Genomic DNA, 17,640 nt, shown 5'->3' on the forward strand with positions numbered 1-17,640 from the left:
GGCGGCGCGGCGTGTCAGGAGAAGGAGGGGGGCGGTCATGCCTGTTCCCTCACGCGCTGGCGGTGGGGCGGACGACGATCTCGCTCACATCGACATCGGCGGGCTGTTCGAGGGCGAAGCGCACCGCGCGGCCGATGGCATCCGGCGTCAGGGCGATGGCGCGGTAGCTCTTCATCGCCTCGGCGGCGGCGGGATCGGTGATGGTGTCGGCGAGTTCGCTCTCCACCACGCCGGGATGGATGCAGGTGACGCGCAGCTGCCGGTTCTCCTGCCGCAGCCCCTCCGAAATCGCGCGGACGGCGAATTTGGTGGCGCAATAGACCGCCGCCGTCGGCACCACCGACAGTGCGCCGATGGAGGCGATGTTGACGATATGGCCGGCGCCGCGCGCGGTCATCTCAGGCAGCACGGCGGCGATACCGTGCAGCACGCCCTTGATGTTCACATCGACCATGCGGTCCCACTCGTCCACCTTCAGCGAGGCCATGAGCGAGAGCGGCATGATGCCGGCATTGTTGATCAGCACATCGATCTTGCCGAAGCGCGCCCGCGCGGCCTCTGCGAAGGCGGCGAGATCGGCGCGGTCGGTCACGTCGAGCCGGCGGGTCATCACCTCGGCGCCGGTCGCCTCGGCGATCTCAGCCGCCAGCGCGTCCAGCCGGTCGGTGCGGCGCGCGCCCAGCGCGAGTCGGGCGCCGGCGCGGCCGAGTTCGCGGGCAATGCCGGCACCGATGCCACTGGAGGCGCCGGTGATGAGAACCACTTTGTCGAGCGTCGTTTTTTCCAGAGCCATTTCACAAGTCCTTCCGTGCGTTTGGCGTTGGCAGGAAGGTAGAGAGAGGGCATTGTCGCCGGTAGACGCTGAGTTGACGACACAGAGGAAAGCTTGGCTTACCAATGCCGACGGATCTCAACGCTCTCGCCGTGTTCACGCTGGTGGCGCAGCAGCGCAGCTTCCGTGCCGCCGCCGACCGTCTTGGCGTTACCCGCTCGGCGGTGAGCCAGACCATCGGCCGGCTGGAGGCGACGATGGGGCTCGCCCTGGTGCGCCGCACCACCCGCAGCGTCAGCCTCACCGAGGCCGGCGAGCGGCTGCATGCGGCGCTGGCCCCGGCGCTGGCGGAAATCGAGGCGGCGGTCGAGAGCACGGGCGATCACGCCGCCGGGCCGCGCGGCCAGCTCCGCCTCGCCGTCTCCTCCATCGCCGAGCGCTTTCTCGCCGGCCCGCTGCTGGCGGGGTTCGCCGATGCCCATCCTGCGGTGCAGCTCGATGTGACGGTGACGGATGAGGAGTTCGACATCGTCGCCGAAGGTTTCGACGCCGGCGTGCGGCTCGGCGAGGTGATCGAGCAGGACATGATCGCCGTGCCGGTCTCGGCCGAACAGCGCCAGATCGTGGTTGCCGCGCCGGCCTATCTCGCGCGCGCCGGTGCGCCGGCGCATCCGCGCGAACTGGCCGGCTTCCGCTGCATCGGCTGGCGGGCGGCGCCGCAGAAGGCGCCGTATCGCTGGGAGTTCACGGAAGAGGGCCGGGATTTCACCGTCGCGGTGGCGCCGGAGATCACCACCAACGACATGGCGCTGATGATCAAGCTCGCCTTGGCCGGGGGCGGCCTGACCTTCGGCATGGAGGAGACCTTCCGGCCGTACATCGCCCGCGGCGAGCTGGTGCCGTTGCTGGAGGCGTATTGCCCGCCCTTTGCGGGGTTCTATCTGTACTATCCGAGCCGGCGCAATCTCGCGCCCAAGCTGCGGGCGCTGATCGACCTTCTGCGCTACAGCAAGGGCTGACGCACGCCCTGCCCGGCCTCTGCGCCGTTCAGCCGCCCTGGCGGGTGCCGGTTCCGCTCGGCGTTGCCCAGTCGGGCACGGCCCAGCCCGGCATGGTCCACATTTTCGGCGCTGACGGCGGCGGAGCGGGCTCGGCCGACGCGGCGGCTTCCGCCCCGCTGGGCCGCGCGGCCGGCTTGGCGCTGCGCGCGACCTTGGGCTGGCCGGCCTTCCACGCGGCCATGAAGGCGCCGGTCTCCCGCAGGATCAGTTCCTGTACGGCGGCGTGGGTCGGCAGCTGCGCGTGGTTGACGAAGCGCGCGCCGGCATCCCAGGCGCTGATGTTGCGGGCGCCACGCACATTGGCGAAGCCGGGGCCGGCAATGTTGATGCAGCGCGGCACGGTGCAGGCCGGCGGGGCCGGCGCGGCGTCGATGGTGATGACCAGAGGCGGCTTGTAGCCGGCGCGCGCCAACTCGCTGGCGTAGCGCAGGGCGCTCTCCCCGCCCATGGAATGGCCGATGATGACATCGGGCACCAGCCCCTTCGACTTCATCATCAGATGCGAATCGGTGCGGGTCTGGAAACCCTGCCGCGCCAGCGGCCGGGTCAGAGCGGAGACGCCGATATAGTCGTTTTCGACATAGACCCCGAGACCGTCCAGAAGCAGGACGACAGGCGGAGAGGCCGCCGCAGGCGAGGCCGGTTCCAGTTCCTGGGCCCGCCGGCTGGATTGGGCCAGCGCGGCCGGTGGGGCGATCAGGGCAGCGCCGACGGCGAGCGCGGCGACGGTGGCAGTGACAGGCTTCAAATCGGTTGCTCGACTAACGGATCGCTCTTCCCCCGCCGTCACGCTTACCTCAACCGCGCGGCCGCCGCCATCGCTTTGGCGGGATGCCCGCGCGCGGGAAGTGCATGGGTCTCCCCGTCGCGCGATCCGGTTACCGCCGGGGCCTACGCCGCCCGGCTCCAGTGATGCGCGTCGTTGCGCAGCTGGCAGGCCTGCGTCCAGGTGGCGAAGGCGACCCAGGCGTCGCTCTTCTGCTGCGGCAGGCGGGCCGCTTCCAACTGGGTGAGCAGCATTTCCGCAAAACGGCCGAGACGGTCGTGACGCAGCGAACGGATGAATCCGATGGCCTCGTCCAGCGAGGCGACGGTCAGGTCCTCCTGACCGATGAGCAGGTGCAGAGGGTCGGGGCGAAAGGCGGGGCCTTCAACAATGTTGGTCATGTGAACCTCCCGTTTTCGGCCTTTTGTGAAACCCGTCGGAGGTGGGGCCGTAACCCTCGACGGGCAGGCACATCCTAGGCTCAGGATCTTGGCACCCAAATGACGCAGTCAAGAAGTATCCGGGCACGACCATGGCGGATCGCGCCAATTAGGGCGGGAGGGCGTTCACACTTTTGCGTGAAACGGTGATGTCCCCCATGAAGAATACCGAACATCGTACATGTAATGCGGCATTCCAGACGATGGCTCATGATTAGTGCGCCGGCACCGCGGTGCGCGAGCCAATAGAAAAGCGTCACGAGCGTGCTTGTTCCCCTTGGTCAGCTGTCGCGACCTTCTGTTGAGGGCGCTCGGCGTTTTTCCGGCGCCGCACGGGGCCGAACTGTTGCCATCTCGGCTCGATAAGTAAAAACTATACTATTCGCACCTGAAATATTTCGCTTATGCGAATATACGGCATTATTAATGCTGCCGTGCAGCGTCGAATACCTCTTGCGCGCCGGCCGATACATCATGCTACGCTGCGGACGGACGGCAGAAGACCGTCCTGAGGAGGAAACGCCAATGAAGATCCGCAGCACCTTCGCCGCCGTCGCCGCGGCGACGAGCCTTTTCGCCGTCGCCCCCGCCTTCGCCCAGGAACAGGCGGCGCATGTGAAGCCGGCGACGGTCTATGTGCAGGAGAAGATCGTCCCCTGGCTCAGCGATCCGGTGGTGATCACCGCCGTGATCGACTCGAACAAGGCGCATAAGCGCCTCATGCAGGAAGACATCAATGCCCTCGACAAGGCGTGGGTCGCCAAGGACCCGGCGGTGGTCGACCCGGTTCGCAAGAACAAGCTGTCCGAATTCCTGATCCAGAAGAAGGATGCCTCCGGCGGCGTGATCACCGAGGCCTTCGTCATGGATAATCGCGGCCTCAATGTCGGCCAGACCGACGGCACCTCGGACCTCTGGCAGGCCGATGAGGCAAAGTGGCAGAAGACCTATGCGGTCGGCCCCGGCACCATCTTCGTCGACAAGGTCGAGGAAGAGGACGGCAAGAAGATCGCCCAGGTCAGCGTGACCATTTCCGACAAGGACGTGGCCATCGGCGCCGTCACCTTCGGCATCGATGTCGACAAGCTGAAGTAAGTCCAGTTCCGGATGTGTCTCTCCCGGATATTGGCGGGCGGCGCGAGCCGCCCTTCTTTTTTGCGCGGTCTCCGGGGCCGCGCGCCGCATCGACCTTGGCGCGACCATGGGTTAAGTGTGCCCTGCCGGGTCAAACACAGGAGAGCGCCATGTTCCTCGCAATGAACCGATTCAAGGTGAAACTCGGCTCGGAAGCCGATTTCGAGACTGTCTGGCGCGAGCGCGACAGCCATCTGCGCACAGTCCCGGGCTTCAAGTCGTTCCATCTGCTGCGCGGCCCCACCAAGGACGACCACACCCTCTACGCCTCGCATTCGGAATGGGCGTCGCGGGCGGATTTCGAGGCGTGGACGCGCTCGGAAGCCTTCCGCAAGGCGCATGGCAGCGCCGGCGCCAACAAGCCGCTTTATCTCGGCCATCCCGAGGTCGAGCTGTTCGAGAGCGTGCTCGCCCAGTCGGTGGAAGACCAGGCGGCCTGACAGCCGCGTCGGGGACGCCGATGAGAGGGAGCTCGGCATGGCGGGGCCGCGCCCGGCGCAGTTGACGGATCGGGCGGCGTGCCGTAACGCCTCGCGATCCTGAAATGCCGGGTACCCCCACGATCATGGCCGACATCGCGTCCTCCGACGCCTTCTCCCCCGCGCGCGGTGAGGCGCCGCGCATCTCCTTCGTTTCGCTCGGCTGCCCCAAGGCGCTGGTCGACAGCGAACGGATCATCACCAGCCTGCGCTCGGAAGGCTATGAGCTGTCGCGCCATCACGAGGGCGCCGACCTCGTCATCGTCAACACCTGCGGCTTTCTCGACAGCGCCAAGGCCGAAAGCCTTGCCGCCATCGGCGATGCGCTGAAGGAGAATGGCAAGGTCATCGTCACCGGCTGCATGGGCGCCGAGCCCGAGCAGATTCGCGACGTGCATCCCGGCGTGCTCGCCGTCACCGGCCCGCAGCAATATGAAAGCGTGCTGGCCGCCGTGCATCAGGCGGTGCCGCCGCAGCACGATCCCTTCGTCGATCTGGTGCCGCCGCAGGGCATCAAGCTCACCCCGCGCCATTACGCCTATCTCAAGATTTCCGAGGGCTGCAGCAACCGCTGCACCTTCTGCATCATCCCCAAGCTGCGCGGCGATCTCGTCAGCCGGCCGGCGGCGGATGTGCTGCGCGAGGCGGAACGGCTGGTGAATGCGGGGGTGAAGGAACTCCTCGTCATCTCGCAGGACACCTCGGCCTATGGCGTCGATCTGCGCTACGCGCCGAGCCAGTGGAAGGACCGCGAGGTCCGCGCCCGCTTCTTCGATCTCGCGCGCGAACTCGGCAGCCTCGGCGCCTGGGTGCGCATGCACTATGTCTACCCCTACCCCCATGTCGACGAGGTGATCGGCCTGATGGCGGAGGGCGTGATCCTTCCCTATCTCGACATCCCCTTCCAGCACGCCTCCCCCACCGTGCTCAAGCGCATGAAGCGCCCGGCGTCGAACGAGAAGACGCTCGCCCGCGTGCAGGCCTGGCGCGCCGCCTGCCCGGACCTCACCCTGCGCTCCACCTTCATCGTCGGCTTCCCCGGCGAGACCGAGGCGGAGTTCGAGGAACTCATCGCCTTCCTCGAAGAGGCGGAACTCGACCGGGTCGGCTGCTTCAAATATGAGCCGGTGGACGGCGCCCCCGCCAATGCGCTCGGCGCCGACATGGTGCCGGATGAGGTGAAGGAGGAGCGCTGGAAGCGCTTCATGGAGGTGCAGCAGCGCGTCAGCGCCCGCCGCCTCAAGCGCAAGGTCGGCACCCGCCAGCAGGTGATCATCGACAGCGTCGGCCCCACCGTCGCCATCGGCCGCTCCAAGGCGGACGCGCCGGAAATCGACGGCGTGGTGCATGTCGCCGCCCGCCGTCCGCTGCGCGTCGGCGAGATCGTCACCGTCAAGATCGAGCGCGCCGACGCCTATGACCTGCACGGCACGGCGGTCGGGTACTGAGCCCCGCCCGCGCGGCGCCGGGTGGCGCTATTCCAGCACCCGGCGCAGCTGTTCGGAAGGGATGATGCTCTCGTCCACGGTCGGCCACGCCAGAACCACCGTGTAGGCCAGCGTCATCGAGAAGGCGATGGCGAAGGTCGAAAGGCCGAGAATGAGCTGGTAGGGCTTGCCCACATGCAGCGCCGCCAGCCCGACCAGCGACAGCAAGCCCAGCACCATCACCACGATCCAGCGATGCGGCGCCAGATCCGCATGCAGAATGAAGTAGCGATCCGTGCGCAGCCGGCGCAGCTCGATCTGCCCGGCCAGCAGCACCGAACGGATATAGGTCGGAATGGCGGAATCCGCCTCCGCCCGGCCGATGGCGTCGACCAGCGCCTCGAAGGTGGCTGACACCTCGGCCTGCGGACGCACCCACCCCTCGTCCCATTCATAGCGCGACAGCGCGCGGGCATAGACGCCGACCGCCTCGTCGATCGGTGCGCAGACGGGACCGCACACGCGGGCCACGTCGAGCATGGCGTCGAGCTTCTGCACCTCCTGCAACACGGTCTTGGCGTAGAGCGTCTCGCGGTTCCAGATGTCGCTGACCATGAAGGCGAGGAACAGCGCGAAAGGCAGGGTGAGCGCGCCGAGATAGGAGGTCTGCAGGTCGCGCGGCACGAACACCGCGACGAGACGCGGGTGCATCGCCACGCGGTAGCAGGCCCACGCCGCCAGCAGCGGCACGGTAGCGACGAAGGCGACGAACAGCGGGAAATAGTCGCTGACGAACAGGCGTGTCCACGTCACGTTCGCGTCTCCGCCTCAGGGTTTCAAGAGGTCGCGCAGCGCGGCTTCGATCACCTGCGTGGCGGCCTTCAGGTCGCGGATGCGCACATGCTCGTCGGCGGCATGGGCGTTGGCTTCCAGAATGGAGCGCGGCCCGGCGCCGTAGAGCACGGTGGGCACGCCCGCCGCCGTGTAGTGGCGGGCATCGGTGTAGAGGGGGACGGCGGTGGCGGGCGGGGTTTCGCCCAGCACCTCAGTCGCATGGCGCTGGATCGTCTCCACCAGCCGCTCCGTGCCCGGCAGGGTGCGCAGCGGCTCGGCGAGGATGAGGCGGCGGCATTCGATCTCGATGCCCGCCTGCCCCGCCACCGCGCCCTCCACCAGCGCATGCAACTCCGCCTCGACGCTCTCGCCATTCTCTTCCGGCGTCAGCCGCCGGTCGACCCGCAGCACGATGCGGTCGGGCACCACATTGGTGTTGATGCCGCCGGAGATGAGGCCGACGGTGATCTTCGGCGAGCCGATGCCCGGCGTGGCGCTGACGCGGCTGCTGAGCCGCCGGCGCTCGGCATAGATCGCACTGAGGATGGCGGTGGCGGCTTCCAGCGCGTCGGCGCCGGTTTCCGGCATCGCCGCATGCGCCTGCCGGCCGCGCACCACGATTTCCATGTGCAGGCAGCCATTATGCGCCACGACAACGGCATAGGAGAAGCCGGCGGAGATGGCGAGGTCGGGCGCGCTGATGCCCTGCCCCAGCAGCCATTGCGGGCCGACAAAGCCGCCGGCCTCCTCGTCATAGGTGAAATGCAGCTCGACCGTGCCGTCGAGCCCTTCCGGCCGCTGCTTCAGCGCCAGCAGCGCGAAGGCATAGGTGGCGAAGTCGGATTTCGACACCGCCGCGCCGCGCCCATAGATCGCCCCGCCCTTTTCGACGGCACCATAGGGGTCATAGGTCCAGCCCTCGCCCGGTGGCACCACGTCGCCATGGGCGTTGAGGGCGATCACCGGGCCGCTGCCGCTGCCGAAGCGCTCGCGGACGATGAGGTTGACGACGGATTTCATGCCGTGCGCGCGGACGAAGGGCTCCGGCACCGCGTGGCGCTCGACGGTGAAGCCGAGTTCTTCCAGCAGCCGCGCCGCCACTTCCGCATGCGGGGCGCAGTCGCCCGGCGGGTTGTCGCTGGGAACCCGCACCAGCGCCTTGAGGAATTCGACCTCGCGCGCCAGCCCGTCATCGTCGCCGGACATGCTCACCTCACCGCTCCGTCTGGGCCGCCACCGTCGGGGGCCTTTGAAACCGCGCGCCAAGAGAGCGCCGGTGCCACAGCATAGCGTCCGGGCGCGGCGGCGCGAAGATCGGTAAAAAGCGGGGGAAAGGCAATGCGCCGGCGCGGGTGGGCCGCGCGGCGCTGTCATTGCCGGGCACCGGCGTCGGCGCTGTCCACGGGAAACGCCATCGCCGGTGCCGCCGGCTTCGGCCATTGCGGCGGCACGGTAGGAGCCGCGCCGCCAAAGGCTCCGCCCAAGGGGCGGCGCGGGGCTACTTGCCCGGCACGGTGTCGTCGATGCCCTTCACGTACCAGTTCATGGAGAGGATGTCCTTGTCGGCCAGCACCTCGCCCTCCTTCACCACGACCTCGCCCTTCTGGTTGAGAATCGGGCCCTTGAAGGGGTGCAGCGCGCCGGAGGTGATGGCGGCCTGGGTGGCCTCGGCCATCTTCTTCACGTCGTCGGGCATGTTGGTGTAGGGGGCCATCACCACCTCGCCATCCTTCATGCCGCCCCAGGTGTCCGTGGAGGTCCAGGTGCCGTCGAGGGCCGCCTGCACGCGCTCGATATAATAGGGCGCCCAGTCGTCGACGATGGCGGTGAGCTGCGCGTTCGGGCCGAACTTGATCATGTCCGAGGCCTGGCCGAACGCCTTGGCGCCGCGCGACTCGGCGGCCTGCATGGCGGCCGGGCTGTCGGTGTGCTGGGAAATGATGTCCGCGCCCTGGTCGATCAGCGCCTTGGCGGCGTCGGCTTCCTTGGCCGGGTCGAACCAGGAATTCACCCAGACGATCTTGATCTTCATGTCGGGATTGACCGACTGCGCGCCCAGCATCAGCGAATTGATGCCGGAAATCACTTCCGGGATCGGGAAGGAGGCGATGTAGCCCACCGTGCCGGTCTTCGACATCTTGGCCGCGATCTGGCCGAGGACATAGCGGCCTTCATGGAACTTGGCCGCATAGGTCGAGACGTTCTTGGCCCGCTTGAAGCCGGTGGCGTGCTCGAAATAGACGTTGGGGTGGCGCTTGGCCACCTTCAGCGTCGGCTCCATGAAGCCGAAGGAGGTGGTGAAGATGATCTTGTTGCCGGCGCGCGCCAGCTGCTCGATCACGCGCTCGGCGTCCGGCCCTTCGGAGACGTTCTCGACAAAGGTGGTCTCCACCTTGTCGCCGAACTTTTTCTCGACCGCGAGCCGGCCCTGATCGTGCTGGTAGGACCAGCCGAAATCGCCGACCGGCCCGACATAGACCCAGGCCGCCTTCAGCTTCTCCGCCGCCTTGGCGGGTGCCGCCGCCCCGGCGAGGGCGAGGCCCGAGGCGATGGCCACCGCCATGGAGAGAATCTTGCGCATGAACGTCTCCGCTCCGTCAGTCGCGGCCGGAGGGATCACCGGCACGCGCGACCGCTTCGCGCACCGGGAGGCCGCGTGGCGCGGCCGGGTCTGTGGTCGTCGTCAGCGGTCCGGCACGAAGGGCACGCCCAGCGAGGCCGGCGCCCCCTGCCCGTGCTTCAGCGCCGAGATCACCACCAGCGCCGCGATCGTCGCGAGATAAGGCAGCGACGACAGCAGCTGCGAGGGAATGCCCAGCCCGAACCCCTGCGCATGCAGCTGCAAGATCGAGACCGCGCCGAACAGATAGGCGCCGCCGAGCAGCCAGAGCGGCCGCCAGGCGGAGAATACCACCAGCGCCAGCGCGATCCAGCCGCGCCCGGCGGTCATGTCGCTGGCCCAGAACGGCGTATAGGCGAGAGAGAGATGCGCCCCGGCGAGCCCGGCGCAGGCCCCGCCGAACATCACCGCCAGCGTGCGGATGCCGCGCACGGGGTGGCCGAGCGCATGCGCCGCCGTGTGGTTCTCACCCACCGCCCGCAGCACGAGGCCGATGCGGGTGCGCGCCAGCGTGTAGGTGACGGCCGCGAGCAGCACCAGCGAGGCGTAGACATAGGCATTCTGCCCGAACACCGCCTCGCCGATGATCGGCAGGTTGGTAAGTCCGGGGATCACCAGTTCCGGCGCGCCGTCGAGCCGGGTGCCGACGAAATTGGAGCCGATCAGCCCGGCGACGCCGAGGCCGAGAATGGTGGTGGCAAGGCCGGAGGCGACCTGGTTGGTCGCCAGCCAGATGGCGAGGCCGGCGAAGACGAGCGAGAGCAGCACCCCCGCCAGCACCGCCGCCAGCGTGCCGAGCAGCAGGCTGCCCGATCCATAGGCGGTGGCATAGCCGACGGCGGCGCCGACGATCATCATGCCCTCGACGCCGAGATTGAGCGTGCCGGCGCGCTCCGCCACCAGTTCGCCGAGCGAGGCGATGAGCAGCGTCGTCGCCGCCGCCACGATGCTGGCGAGCACCGCGCCGAGGATGGCCACGTCAAGCATGGGTCGCTCCCTCCACCCGGCGGATGCGGTAGCGCACCAGCACATCGGCCGCGAGAATGGCGATCAGCAGCGTGCCCTGAAACACGCGGGTCACGTCGAAGGGCAGGCGCATGCTGATCTGCGCTGCTTCGCCGCCAATATAGGTCAAGGCGAGCACGAGGCTGGCGATGAGGATGCCCACCGGGTGCAGCCGGCCGAGCATGGCAGCGATGATGGCGGTGAAGCCGTAGCCGGGCGAGATGGTCGGTTGCAGCTGGCCGATCGGCCCGGCCACCTCGATGATGCCGGCCAGCCCCGCCAGCGCGCCGGACACCGCGAACACGCCATAGGTCACGCGCTTCTCGTCGAAGCCGGCAAAGGCGGCGGCACGCGGCGCCGAGCCGGCCAGTTCGATGGAAAAGCCCACCAGCGTGCGCCCGAGCACGAAGGTGGCGGCGATCACCGCCAGCAGCGCGATGACGATGCCGGCATGCAGCCGCCCTTCGCCCATCAGCAGCGGCATCAGCGCCACATCGTCGAAGGTCACGCTCTGCGGGAAATTGAAGCCCTGCGGATCGCGCCAGGGGCCGCGCACGAGATAATCCAGCCCGAGTTGCGCGACATAGACCAGCATCAGGCTGGTGAGGATTTCGCTGGAGCCGAAGCGCACGCGCAGAAAGGCGGGTATCAGCCCCCACAGCGCCCCGCCAATGGCGCCCAGCACCAGCATGGCCGGCAGCACCCACGGCCCGGCCTCGGTGCCATGGGTCGCCAGCGCCAGCCAGGAGCCGAGCACGGCGCCGGCGACATACTGGCCCTCGGCGCCGATGTTCCAGCGATTGGCGCGGTAGCAGAAGGCGAGGCCGACGCCGATCAGCAGCAGCGGTGCCGCCTTCACCACCAGTTCCTGCAGCGTGTAGGGATCGCCCAGAGGATCGATGAAATAGATGGCGAAGGCGCGCACCGGATCGTGGCCGAGCACGACGAACATGAAAGCCCCGACCACCAGCGTGACGAGGAGCGCCACCAGCGGCGCCAGCGCGTGGCGCAGGGGAGAGATGTTTTCCTGCCGTTCGAGCCTAAGCGGCATGGTGGCCCTCCCCCTCCGCGTCGGCATCATGCGCGCCATGAGCGCCGCCCATGGCGAGGCCGATCGCCTCGCGCGAGGTTTCTTCCACCGGCACCGGCGCGGTGAGGCGCCCTTCGCTCATCACCGCGATGCGGTCAGTGAATTCCAGCAATTCGTCGAGATCCTGACTCACCACCAGCACGGCGCAGCCCTGCGCCGCGCGCTCGCGCAGCGTGGTGCGGATGAAGCCGGCGGCAGCGGCATCCACGCCCCAGGTCGGCTGGTCGACGACGATGAGGACCGGGTTGCGCAGCACTTCGCGCCCGATGACGAATTTCTGCAGATTGCCGCCGGAAAGCCGCCGCGCCTTCGGGTCCTTGCCGCCGAAGCGCACGTCGAAGCCCTTCACGATTTTCTGGAAGCGGCCGAACAGGGTGGTGCGGCGAATGACATCCGCCGTGACGATCTCGCCGTCGCCATGGGTGGTCAGCAGCACATTGTCGGACAGGCGCATATCGGGGGCGGCGGCATGGCCCAGCCGCTCCTCCGGCACGAAGCCGGCGCCGAGCGCGCGGCGCTCCGTGGGGCCGAGCCCGCCGGCAGCCACCTTGTCGATGACGATGCTCTCCTGGTCCTCGACCAGGGTTTCGCCGGACAGCACGTTGAACAGCGCCGTCTGGCCATTGCCCGCCACGCCGGCGATGCCGACGATCTCGCCCGCGCGCACTTCGATATTGATGTCGTGCAGGGCCGAACCGCGCGACCCGTCGCCGGGAAGGTTGAGGTGGCGCACCAACAGGCGCGGCTCGCCCAGCGCGTGCGTCGTCACGCGCGGCGTGCGCGGCACTTCCGCCCCCACCATCAGCCGGGCGAGGCTGGCGGAGGATTCCCGCTTGGGATCCACCTCGGCGATGAACTTGCCGCCGCGCAGCACGGTGGCGCGGTGGCAGAGCCGGCGCACCTCGTCCAGCTTGTGGCTGATGAACAGCACCGCCCGGCCCTCGCCGGTGAGCACGTCGACGGTGCGGAACAGGTTTTCCGATTCGTCCGGGGTGAGCACCGAGGTCGGCTCGTCGAGGATCAGCACGCGCGGGTTGCCGAGCAGGCAGCGGACGATTTCCACCCGCTGGCGCTCGCCCACGGAGAGTTCGCCGACGCGGCGATAGGGCTCGACGGCAAGGCCATAGCGGCGCACGCAATCGTGGATGCGGTCGGCGAGCACGGAAAGCGGCTGGTGGCCGGGCAGCCCGAGCGCGACGTTCTCCACCACGGTCATCGCGTCGAACAGCGCGAAATGCTGGAACACGACGCCGACGCCCTTGGCGCGGGAACTCGCCGGGTCGGGGAAGACGATCGGCGCGCCCTCATAGAGCAGCTCGCCCGAATCGGCCTGCAGCAGGCCGCACATCATCTTCACCAGCGTGGACTTGCCGGCGCCGTTTTCGCCGAGCAGCGCATGCGTCTCGCCGGCGCGGATGGCGAGGCTCACATGGTCATTGGCCACCAGCGCGCCGAAGCGCTTGGTGAGTTCCACCGCTTCGAGCAGTGATTCCGGCCGGTGCGGCGCCTCCCCCATCCCCGCGCCCCGCTCTAGTGGCCACAGCCGCGGTGCCCGGCACCGCGCGGGCGTGAAGTCGGGGAAACGAGGCGGCGTGAAAGTGTCATGCGCAGCACGCTGTAGGGGTTACGAGCCGGCAGCATGGCATGGCGGGCACGCGGGGCAAGCCTAAAGTCTGGTCCGAAAATTTCGAAAACTGGCGCGTTTTGCGTCAGTCTGCCGGATCTAGATACCGTCACGGCAGCAGCACGGTCGACCCGGTGGTGCGCCGCGCCTCCAGGTCCCGATGCGCATCGGCGGCATCGGCGAGCGGGTAGCGCTGATTGACCGGGATCTTCACCGCGCCGGACGACACCACCTCGAACAGGTCGGCCACATTGGCGAGCAGGTCTTCGCGCGTGGCGACATGGGTGGCAAGCGTCGGCCGCGTCGCGTAGAGCGAGCCCTTCTGCGACAGGGCCAGCAGGCTGAAATTGCTGATCGCACCGGAGGCATTGCCGAAGCTGGCGAACAGGCCGCGCGGCTTGATGCAGTCGAGCGAGGCCGGGTAGGTCGCCTGCCCCACCCCGTCATAGACGACATCGCACAGCGCGCCTTCGGTGATGTCCTTCACCCGCGCGACGAAGTCCTCCTCGGAATAGTTGATGACATAGGCGGCGCCGCAGTCGCGGGCGATCTCCGCCTTCGCCGCCGATCCCACCGTGGCGATGACGGTGGCGCCGAGATGCGTTGCCCACTGGCACAGGATCTGCCCGACGCCGCCCGCGGCCGCGTGCACCAGCAGCGTGTCGCCCGCCTTCACCTTGTGCGTCTGCCGCAGCAGATAGCGCGCCGTCATGCCCTTGAGCATCATCGCGGCGGCGGTCTCGTCGGCGATCGAATCGGGGAGCTTCACCAGCGGCGCGGCGGAGATGATGCGCTCGCTGCAATAGGCGCCGAGCGACGAGCCATAGGCGACGCGGTCGCCCGGCTTGAGCCCGCTCACCCCCTCGCCGACCTGCAGCACGATGCCGGCCGCCTCATTGCCGGGCGTGAAGGGCAAACCGCCCGGCGCCGGGTAGAGCCCGCTGCGGAAATAGGTGTCGATGAAGTTGAGCCCGATGGCGGTGTGGCGCAGGCGCACCTCGCCCGGGCCCGGCGTGCCGAGCGTCACCTCTTCCAGCCGCAGGACCTCGGGTCCACCGGTTTCATGGATGCGAATCGCCACGACCATCGTGCTCTCCTGACGAAAAGGGAAAGGGGAAGGCCGCCGGAGCTCAGCTCTGCGGGCCGGCTGCGCGCTTGCGCACCGGAATCACCCCGAACAGGGCGAAATAGACCGCGCAAGCGCAAAGCCCCACCGTCACCCACACATCCGGCCGCATGTCCTCAAGCACCGCGATCACCGCCAGCACCGCCCACAGCGCCAGCAGCGCGAGGGTGACCAGCCGCAGCCGCACGACGCGGAAAGGATGCACGAACTTGATCGGCAGGAAGGTCAGCACGGCGAGCAGCGCGATGATGCCGGCGATCACGAACGGGTTCAGCGGCACCAGGAAGAAATAGAACACCACCACGTTCCACACCGCCGGAAAGCCCTGGAAATACAGGTCGTCGGTCTTCATCGAGGTGTCGGCGAAATAGAGCGCGCTGGTGAGCAGGATGGTGGCGCTCGCCGCCACCGCCAGCCAGAACGGCATCAGCCCGCCGCTCGCCACCGCGAAGGCCGGCACGAGGCAATAGGTGAGGTAGTCGACCACGAGATCCAGCGTGTCGCCCGACCAGCGCGGCAGCACCTCGCCCACCTTCGCCCGCCGCGCCATGGTGCCGTCAATGCCGTCGACGAACAGCGCGATGCCGAGCCAGGCGAACATGATCGCCCAATGGCCTTCCACCGCCGCCATCAGCGCCATAAGGCCGCACACCGCCCCGGAGGCGGTGAAGATGTGGACGGCGAAAGCAAGCGTGCGTCGTCCGGCCGGCCCCGCACTGAGCGACTTGGTTGTCATCGCCACCGGCTCTCCTCCCCCGACCGTGCGACCCGTAGGATCGCCGCCTGCCTCTTCAACATCTGACATATAACATGCGCCCGCCGCGATCCGCATTGCCAGACCACGCCGGGCTGCTTATCCCACACTCCAGGTCCGGCTTATAGTCCCGGTGATGCACATGGAGGTTCACATGTCATCCGAACTGCACACAGGACAGCGGGCGGCGGTGGTCGGCGGCGGCGCCAGCGGCCTCATCGCCGCGCTGGCGCTGGCGGCGGGTGGCCTGCCCGTCACGCTCATCGCCCCGCCCCGCGCGGTCGATCCGCGCGCCACGGCGCTGATGGACGGCTCGGTGAAGGCGCTGGAAGCGCTCGGCGTGTGGCCGCGCTTGCGCCCGAACGCCTCGCCGCTGCGGGTCATGCGGCTGGTGGACGATACCGGCCGGCTGATCCGCGCCCCCGAGGTCGAGTTCCGCGCCGGTGAGCTGGGGCTCGACGGCTTCGCCTGGAATGTGGAGAACGAGGCGCTGCTCGCCGCGCTCGACGCCGCCGTGGCGGCGACGCCCGGCATCACACGGCGTGAGGCCGGCGTCGCCAGCGTCCTTGAGAGCGCCACCCATGCGAAGCTGGAACTCGACATCGGCGAACCGGTGGACGCCGCGCTGGTGGCGGCCGCGGATGGGCGCAACTCGCCTTGCCGGCAGGCGGCCGGCATCGAGGTGACCGCGCGCGCCTATCCCCAGGTCGCGGTCACCGCCACCCTCGCCCATAGCCGCCCGCATCGCGACATTTCCACCGAATTTCACACCCGCACCGGCCCGTTCACCCTCGTGCCCCTCCCCGGGAATCGCTCCAGCGTCGTCTGCGTCGTCTCGGCGGCGGAAGCGGAAGCGCTGGCGGCGCTCGATGACGCCGCCTTCGCGCGCGAGATGGAGCGCAAGGCGCATTCGCTGCTCGGGACGATGCGGCTCGATTCGCCGCGCGGCAGCTTCCCGCTCAGCCAGCGCACCGCGACGCACTTCGCCCGCGGCCGCATCGCGCTGATTGGCGAGGCCGCCCACATCATTCCCCCCATCGGCGCTCAGGGGCTCAATCTCGGCGTCCGCGACGCCGCCACCCTCGCCGAGATCGCCAGCGACGCGGTGCGTGCCGGGCGCGACATTGGCGGCGCCGAGGTGACGGAGGCCTATGAGCGCCGCCGCCGCCGCGATGTCGCCGCGCGCGGCTTCGCCATCGATCTGTTCAACCGCTCGCTGCTCACCGATCTTCTCCCCGTCGCCGGACTGCGCGGGCTGGGCCTGTATATGCTCGGCCGCTCGCCGGGCCTGCGGCGGCTGGTGATGCGCGAGGGGGTGGGGCCGACCAGCGACGTGCCGCGCCTGCTGGCCGGGGCGCCGCTTTAGGGCATGCGCTGATCGGTAAATCGCCCTCCAAGCTATTGCAGCAGGCCGTGCGGCAGCATGTCGTGCTGCAGGGCGTAGAGCATGGCGGTGACGGTCGCCACCGAGACCACGGTGCCGACCAGCACGCCGCCCGACGCGCCGGCGACATAGGTGTCGTACTGCTTGGCCATGATGAAGGCGTTCAGCGCCGGCGGCAGGCTCGCCATCAGCACGGCGGTGGCGATCCACACCGGATCGAACCCGCCGACGAGGCTCAGCACCAGCCACACCAGCGCCGGGTGGATGACCAGCTTGATGGCCAGCAGCCATGGCACCTCGCTCTGCATCTTGCCCATCGGCCGCAGCGCCACCGAGACGCCGAGCGTGAACAGCGCGCAGGGCGCGGCGGCGTTGCGCAGGAACTCCATGGTCTTTTCCATCGCCGCGGGCGGATGGAATTCGGCATAGGCCGAGAGCACGCCGAGGAAGGTGGCGACATTGAAGGGGTGCGTGACCACGCGGCGCACCACGAGCAGCAGCGTGTGGCCGAGCCCGCGTCGGTCGCGCCCGCCGACCGCCATCAGCACCGGCACGATGGTGAAGAAGAACAGGCTGTCGAAGACGAAGATCAGCGCCGTCGGCACCGAGGCGGCGGCGCCGAGCGCGCCCAGCGTCAGCCCCGGCCCCATATAGCCGACATTGGAATAGGAGCCGACGATGGCGGCGATGGAGGCTTCCGGCAGGTTGCCGCGCCGCAGCCAGAGCCCGACGAGAAGCGACAGGGTGAAGCACACCGCCGTCGTCGCCGTGGTGGCGAGGATGAATCGGCCATTGGTCAGTTCGTGGAACGGCGTGCGCGCCACAAGCGAGTAAAACAGCGCCGGCAGGGCGACATAGATGATGAAGAAGCTCAGCCAGGCGAGGCCGCTTTCCGGGATGCGCGCCAGCCGGCCGCATCCCAGCCCCAGGAAAATGACGCCGAAGAAGGGAAGCGCGAGCGCGAGGACCTCGTCCATAAGCGCTCGCTACCGGCTCGCCGCGCCCCGGTCAATGGCGACGTGGCGTGCCCGTGCCGGGCGGGTTCAGGCATGGCGGTTGCATGAGCGGCGTTGACAGGCGCCGGCCTCGCCCGCTACGGGGGCGCCACCCCTATGGCGGACATT

17 protein-coding genes are annotated in these 17,640 nt (G+C 68.6%); 5 read left to right on the forward strand and 12 right to left on the reverse strand.

Features of this window, described 5'->3' with window-relative positions; translation table 11 throughout:
* Nucleotides 1–49 precede the first annotated feature (49 nt).
* On the reverse strand, nucleotides 50–793 hold the full coding sequence (locus tag ACP2AH_RS00515) for an SDR family oxidoreductase (RefSeq protein WP_425104049.1): 744 nt from the start codon (nucleotides 791–793) through the stop codon (nucleotides 50–52).
* A gap of 104 nt (nucleotides 794–897) precedes the next feature.
* Here ACP2AH_RS00515 and ACP2AH_RS00520 point away from each other — a divergent pair, with 104 nt between their 5' ends.
* Entirely contained in the window at nucleotides 898–1,791 is an 894-nt protein-coding gene (locus tag ACP2AH_RS00520; RefSeq protein ID WP_425104050.1) for a LysR family transcriptional regulator, read from the forward strand.
* A gap of 28 nt (nucleotides 1,792–1,819) precedes the next feature.
* Here the strand turns inward: ACP2AH_RS00520 and ACP2AH_RS00525 are convergent, their stop codons facing one another.
* Both ACP2AH_RS00525 and ACP2AH_RS00530 read right to left on the reverse strand, forming a co-directional pair.
* Entirely contained in the window at nucleotides 1,820–2,581 is a 762-nt protein-coding gene (locus ACP2AH_RS00525) for a hypothetical protein (protein ID WP_425104051.1), read from the reverse strand.
* A gap of 143 nt (nucleotides 2,582–2,724) precedes the next feature.
* A complete protein-coding gene (locus ACP2AH_RS00530) occupies nucleotides 2,725–3,000 on the reverse strand; it encodes a hypothetical protein (RefSeq protein ID WP_425104052.1) in 276 nt (91 codons plus the stop codon).
* Nucleotides 3,001–3,564: 564 nt separating this feature from the next.
* Here ACP2AH_RS00530 and ACP2AH_RS00535 point away from each other — a divergent pair.
* From ACP2AH_RS00535 to rimO, 3 genes are all read left to right on the forward strand, one after another.
* Nucleotides 3,565–4,134, forward strand: a complete 570-nt coding sequence (locus ACP2AH_RS00535; protein ID WP_425104053.1) for a hypothetical protein — start codon at nucleotides 3,565–3,567, stop codon at nucleotides 4,132–4,134.
* Nucleotides 4,135–4,283: 149 nt separating this feature from the next.
* Nucleotides 4,284–4,613 carry an antibiotic biosynthesis monooxygenase family protein gene (locus ACP2AH_RS00540; RefSeq protein ID WP_307017589.1) on the forward strand — a complete coding sequence of 110 codons (330 nt, stop codon included), beginning with the start codon at nucleotides 4,284–4,286 and terminating at the stop codon, nucleotides 4,611–4,613.
* Between the two features lie 125 nt (nucleotides 4,614–4,738).
* Entirely contained in the window at nucleotides 4,739–6,100 is a 1,362-nt protein-coding gene (rimO, locus tag ACP2AH_RS00545) for a 30S ribosomal protein S12 methylthiotransferase RimO (RefSeq protein ID WP_425104704.1), read from the forward strand.
* A 27-nt stretch (nucleotides 6,101–6,127) separates the two neighbouring features.
* On the opposite strand, the gene ACP2AH_RS00550 is transcribed toward rimO, so the two are convergent.
* From ACP2AH_RS00550 to ACP2AH_RS00585, 8 genes are all read right to left on the reverse strand, one after another.
* Nucleotides 6,128–6,892, reverse strand: a complete 765-nt coding sequence (locus ACP2AH_RS00550; RefSeq protein WP_425104054.1) for a hypothetical protein — start codon at nucleotides 6,890–6,892, stop codon at nucleotides 6,128–6,130.
* A gap of 15 nt (nucleotides 6,893–6,907) precedes the next feature.
* Nucleotides 6,908–8,119: an ArgE/DapE family deacylase gene (locus ACP2AH_RS00555; protein ID WP_425104055.1), complete on the reverse strand. Its 1,212-nt coding sequence runs from the start codon at nucleotides 8,117–8,119 to the stop codon at nucleotides 6,908–6,910.
* A 292-nt stretch (nucleotides 8,120–8,411) separates the two neighbouring features.
* Entirely contained in the window at nucleotides 8,412–9,494 is a 1,083-nt protein-coding gene (locus ACP2AH_RS00560) for a BMP family ABC transporter substrate-binding protein (RefSeq protein ID WP_421697761.1), read from the reverse strand.
* 102 nt (nucleotides 9,495–9,596) lie between these two features.
* Nucleotides 9,597–10,520: an ABC transporter permease gene (locus ACP2AH_RS00565; protein WP_425104056.1), complete on the reverse strand. Its 924-nt coding sequence runs from the start codon at nucleotides 10,518–10,520 to the stop codon at nucleotides 9,597–9,599.
* The gene (locus ACP2AH_RS00570; protein ID WP_425104057.1) at nucleotides 10,513–11,589 is read right to left on the reverse strand and encodes an ABC transporter permease; all 1,077 of its coding nucleotides are present in this window, start codon (nucleotides 11,587–11,589) and stop codon (nucleotides 10,513–10,515) included. Before ACP2AH_RS00570 ends, ACP2AH_RS00565 begins: the two co-directional genes overlap by 8 nt.
* Nucleotides 11,579–13,144: an ABC transporter ATP-binding protein gene (locus tag ACP2AH_RS00575; RefSeq protein WP_425104058.1), complete on the reverse strand. Its 1,566-nt coding sequence runs from the start codon at nucleotides 13,142–13,144 to the stop codon at nucleotides 11,579–11,581. Before ACP2AH_RS00575 ends, ACP2AH_RS00570 begins: the two co-directional genes overlap by 11 nt.
* Nucleotides 13,145–13,361: 217 nt before the next feature.
* Nucleotides 13,362–14,339 (reverse strand): quinone oxidoreductase family protein, encoded by a 978-nt coding sequence (locus ACP2AH_RS00580; RefSeq protein ID WP_425104059.1) that lies wholly within the window; start codon nucleotides 14,337–14,339, stop codon nucleotides 13,362–13,364.
* A gap of 43 nt (nucleotides 14,340–14,382) precedes the next feature.
* Complete coding sequence (locus ACP2AH_RS00585) at nucleotides 14,383–15,114, reverse strand: CDP-alcohol phosphatidyltransferase family protein (RefSeq protein ID WP_421697756.1); 732 nt, start codon at nucleotides 15,112–15,114, stop codon at nucleotides 14,383–14,385.
* 172 nt (nucleotides 15,115–15,286) lie between these two features.
* Between ACP2AH_RS00585 and ACP2AH_RS00590 the strand changes: the two genes are divergently transcribed.
* Nucleotides 15,287–16,498, forward strand: coding sequence for a UbiH/UbiF family hydroxylase (locus ACP2AH_RS00590; RefSeq protein ID WP_425104060.1), 1,212 nt, complete (start codon nucleotides 15,287–15,289; stop codon nucleotides 16,496–16,498).
* Nucleotides 16,499–16,530: 32 nt separating this feature from the next.
* Here ACP2AH_RS00590 and ACP2AH_RS00595 read toward each other — a convergent pair whose 3' ends face one another.
* On the reverse strand, nucleotides 16,531–17,493 hold the full coding sequence (locus ACP2AH_RS00595) for an AEC family transporter (protein WP_307017571.1): 963 nt from the start codon (nucleotides 17,491–17,493) through the stop codon (nucleotides 16,531–16,533).
* Between the last annotated feature and the right edge of the window lie 147 nt (nucleotides 17,494–17,640).

Source organism: Ancylobacter sp., assembly GCF_965249975.1.
In the GTDB taxonomy this organism is placed as follows: domain Bacteria; phylum Pseudomonadota; class Alphaproteobacteria; order Rhizobiales; family Xanthobacteraceae; genus Ancylobacter.

Coding starts and splice junctions, on each gene's coding strand:
- ACP2AH_RS00565 (WP_425104056.1), bottom strand. CDS start 10,520: ATGCTTGACGTGGCCATCCTCGGCGCGGTGCTCGCCAGCATCGTGGCG.
- ACP2AH_RS00590 (WP_425104060.1), top strand. CDS start 15,287: ATGTCATCCGAACTGCACACAGGACAGCGGGCGGCGGTGGTCGGCGGC.
- ACP2AH_RS00580 (WP_425104059.1), bottom strand. CDS start 14,339: ATGGTCGTGGCGATTCGCATCCATGAAACCGGTGGACCCGAGGTCCTG.
- rimO (WP_425104704.1), top strand. CDS start 4,739: ATGGCCGACATCGCGTCCTCCGACGCCTTCTCCCCCGCGCGCGGTGAG.
- ACP2AH_RS00585 (WP_421697756.1), bottom strand. CDS start 15,114: ATGACAACCAAGTCGCTCAGTGCGGGGCCGGCCGGACGACGCACGCTT.
- ACP2AH_RS00570 (WP_425104057.1), bottom strand. CDS start 11,589: ATGCCGCTTAGGCTCGAACGGCAGGAAAACATCTCTCCCCTGCGCCAC.
- ACP2AH_RS00535 (WP_425104053.1), top strand. CDS start 3,565: ATGAAGATCCGCAGCACCTTCGCCGCCGTCGCCGCGGCGACGAGCCTT.
- ACP2AH_RS00560 (WP_421697761.1), bottom strand. CDS start 9,494: ATGCGCAAGATTCTCTCCATGGCGGTGGCCATCGCCTCGGGCCTCGCC.
- ACP2AH_RS00595 (WP_307017571.1), bottom strand. CDS start 17,493: ATGGACGAGGTCCTCGCGCTCGCGCTTCCCTTCTTCGGCGTCATTTTC.
- ACP2AH_RS00575 (WP_425104058.1), bottom strand. CDS start 13,144: ATGGGGGAGGCGCCGCACCGGCCGGAATCACTGCTCGAAGCGGTGGAA.
- ACP2AH_RS00540 (WP_307017589.1), top strand. CDS start 4,284: ATGTTCCTCGCAATGAACCGATTCAAGGTGAAACTCGGCTCGGAAGCC.
- ACP2AH_RS00520 (WP_425104050.1), top strand. CDS start 898: ATGCCGACGGATCTCAACGCTCTCGCCGTGTTCACGCTGGTGGCGCAG.
- ACP2AH_RS00515 (WP_425104049.1), bottom strand. CDS start 793: ATGGCTCTGGAAAAAACGACGCTCGACAAAGTGGTTCTCATCACCGGC.
- ACP2AH_RS00530 (WP_425104052.1), bottom strand. CDS start 3,000: ATGACCAACATTGTTGAAGGCCCCGCCTTTCGCCCCGACCCTCTGCAC.
- ACP2AH_RS00555 (WP_425104055.1), bottom strand. CDS start 8,119: ATGTCCGGCGACGATGACGGGCTGGCGCGCGAGGTCGAATTCCTCAAG.